The organism is Bradyrhizobium sp., assembly GCF_016462955.1.
Lineage (GTDB): Bacteria > Pseudomonadota > Alphaproteobacteria > Rhizobiales > Xanthobacteraceae > Bradyrhizobium.
Window position 1 is genome coordinate 1 of record NZ_JAEMSD010000328.1, and the last position, 2,916, is coordinate 2,916.

Consider the following 2,916-nt stretch of genomic DNA (forward strand, 5'->3'; position numbering starts at 1 on the left):
GGCCGGGAAAGCGCGCTTCGAGGAAACGATCGACGCGCATGGTGTTCTCGTCCGCCGTGACGGTGACGGTCTGCACCTTGGTCGGCAGCAATGCCTCGACGGGCTTTTCGGGCGCAGGCCTTTCCAGTTCGATGTTGGGCGCACGCCGCTCGGCGCGCTCGCTCGCGAAGCGCGGTGGCTTGCCACTCGGCTTACCGCCTGGGCGCGATCCCGAATTCTTGGTGCTACGGGCCTTGAAGGGGCGCGCCTCCTTGCGCTCGTCGCGCGAACGGGGCTTTGGATCAGTTCTTTTGATGCGGCGGCTCATGGCAGCCTGCGTACCCCAAAAGCCGGCTGTCGTCACGGCGAAATGGCCGCATCTAGCCCGTCCCGCCCCGCTCCTTGCGCAGCTTGGCCCAGTAATCCAGCCGCTTCCTGATCTCGCGCTCGAAGCCGCGCTCGGGCGGGTCGTAGAAGGTCTGGCGGCCCAGGGCCTCCGGGAAGTAGTCCTGGCCGGAGAAGGCATCGGGGGCATCGTGGTCGTATTCGTAAGCCGCGCCATAGCCTTCCGACTTCATCAACTTGGTCGGGGAATTGAGGATGTGCTTTGGCGGCAGCAGCGATCCCGCCTGCTTGGCGGTCTGCATCGCCGCCTTGAAAGCGGTGTAGACCGCGTTCGATTTCGGCGCGGTGGCGAGATAGACCACCGCCTGCGCGATCGCGAGTTCGCCCTCGGGATGGCCGAGGAAGTCGAAGGCGTCTTTCGCTGCATTGGCGATGATCAGCGCCTGCGGATCGGCAAGGCCGATATCCTCCACCGCCATGCGCACAACGCGGCGGGCCAGGAACAGCGGGTCCTCGCCGGCATCGAGCATGCGCGCGAGATAATACAGCGCCGCGTCGGGGTCGGAGCCGCGCACCGATTTATGCAGCGCCGAGATCAGGTTGTAATGGCCGTCGGCCGATTTGTCGTAGATCGGCGCGCGGCGTTGCAGGATGTCCTGCAACTGAGCGGCATTGAAAATCTCGTCCGCTCGCGCCGAACGCCAGACCTCTTCGGCGAGCGTCAGGGAGGCACGGCCATCGCCGTCGGCCATGCGGACCAGCACGGCGCGCGCCTCGGCGTCGAGTGGAAGCTTCCTGCCCTCGACGGCCTCGGCATGCGCGAACAGTTTTTCGATCGCAGCGGCATCGAGCGAGCGGAACACCAGCACGCGCGCGCGAGAGAGCAACGCCGCATTGAGCTCGAAGGACGGGTTTTCGGTGGTGGCGCCGACCATCACCACGGTACCGTCTTCCATCACGGGCAGAAACGAATCCTGCTGGGCGCGTTTGAAGCGATGCACCTCGTCGACGAACAGCAGCGTGCCCTTGCCCATCTCGCGGCGGGCGCGCGCAGCATCGAACGCCTTCTTCAGATCGGCCACGCCGGAGAAAACCGCGGAGATCTGCTCGAAATGCAGATCGGTCGCATCCGCCAGGAGCCGCGCCACCGTGGTCTTGCCGGTGCCGGGCGGCCCCCAGAAGATGAGCGAGCCCAGCGTGCGCGTCTCCAGCATGCGCGTCAGCGCACCATCAGGGCCGAGGATGTGGTCCTGGCCGACGACCTCCGACAGCGCGCGCGGGCGCAGCCGATCCGGCAGCGGATGCGGGGCGTCGTGGTCGAGCCCCGCCGCGGCGAAGAGAGTCGGCGTCTGCTGTGGTCGCTTCGGACTCATCCGCCCAGCGTGACGTTGATCTGCTGGCCGCCGCGCACCACCGTGATGCGCCAGATCCGCGGTCGTTCGCCCGCGGCCTTTTCGAGGTCCGCAGTCTTGCTGATCTTCTGGTTGTTGACGGCCAGGATGATGTCGCCCTTCTGGAAGCCGACATTCGCGGCCGCGGTATCCCCGCCGATTTCGGTGATCACGACGCCTTCGGTGTCGGCGTCAAGACGCAGCTCGTCGGCGACAGCCGGCGTGATCGTCGAGACCTTCGCGCCCTGGAACGGCGAGCGCGCGGTGACGACGAGTTCGTTGCGACCTGCATCGGGGGCGGTCTCCAGCACGACGCTCAGCTTCACCGGCTTGCCGCCGCGCTGCACGTCGATCTGCGCGGTGCCGCCGAGCGGACGGGTCGCGAAACGGTAGTCGAAGGCGTTGGGATCATCGACGAGCTGCCCATCGATTCCGGTGATGAGGTCGGAGGATTTCAGGCCCGCCTTCGCCGCCGGACCGTTCGACACCACGCTCGCGACCAGCGCACCAGTCGGCGAGCGCAGCCCCAGGCTCTCGGCGATCTCGGGCGTCACCGCCTGCAGTTTTGCCCCGAGCCATGGCCGCTTCACCGCCTTGCCGCCGCTCTTGGCGGAGGCGACCACGACGCGCACCATGTTGGCGGGAATCGCAAAGCCGATGCCTTGCGAGCCGCCTGAGCGCGAATAGATCGCGGTGTTGATGCCTGCGAGCCTGCCAGCCATGTCGACCAGCGCGCCGCCGGAATTGCCGGGGTTGATCGCCGCATCGGTCTGGATGAAGAACTGATAGTCGGTGATGCCGACCTGCGTGCGCGCCAGCGCCGAGATGATGCCGTGGGTCACCGTCTGGCCGACGCCGAAGGGATTGCCGATCGCGAGCACGATGTCGCCAACCAACAGCTCGTCGGAATTGGTGAAGTCGAGCGTCGGGAACTTCTCCTTGGCATCCTTCAGGCGCAGCACGGCGAGATCGGTGCGGGAATCCTTCAGCAGGATCTCGGCCTCGAACTCGCGCTTGTCCGACAGCGACACTTTCACCTGGTCCGCGCCCTCAATGACGTGGACATTGGTGACGACGAGGCCGGAAGCATCGACGATGACGCCGGAGCCGAGCGAGCGCTGCATCTGCTCGGGCTGCTGGCCGGGAACGCCGAAGAAGCGGCGGAAGATCGGGTCGTCCAGCAGCGGATTGCGGTTCTGCA

Annotated in this window: 2 protein-coding genes and 1 pseudogene; all 3 read right to left on the bottom strand. The window is 66.5% G+C overall.

Going from position 1 to position 2,916, the window contains the following annotated elements; all coding sequences use genetic code 11:
• Positions 1-307: pseudogene (locus JHD07_RS26860) on the bottom strand (hypothetical protein); the annotation flags it as partial.
• Between the two features lie 52 nt (positions 308-359).
• Entirely contained in the window at positions 360-1,697 is a 1,338-nt protein-coding gene (locus JHD07_RS26865; protein ID WP_291627538.1) for a replication-associated recombination protein A, read from the bottom strand.
• Positions 1,694-2,916 (bottom strand): DegQ family serine endoprotease (locus tag JHD07_RS26870; RefSeq protein ID WP_291627540.1); only part of this gene is annotated, 1,223 nt, incomplete at its 5' end. The genes JHD07_RS26870 and JHD07_RS26865, both read right to left, overlap by 4 nt.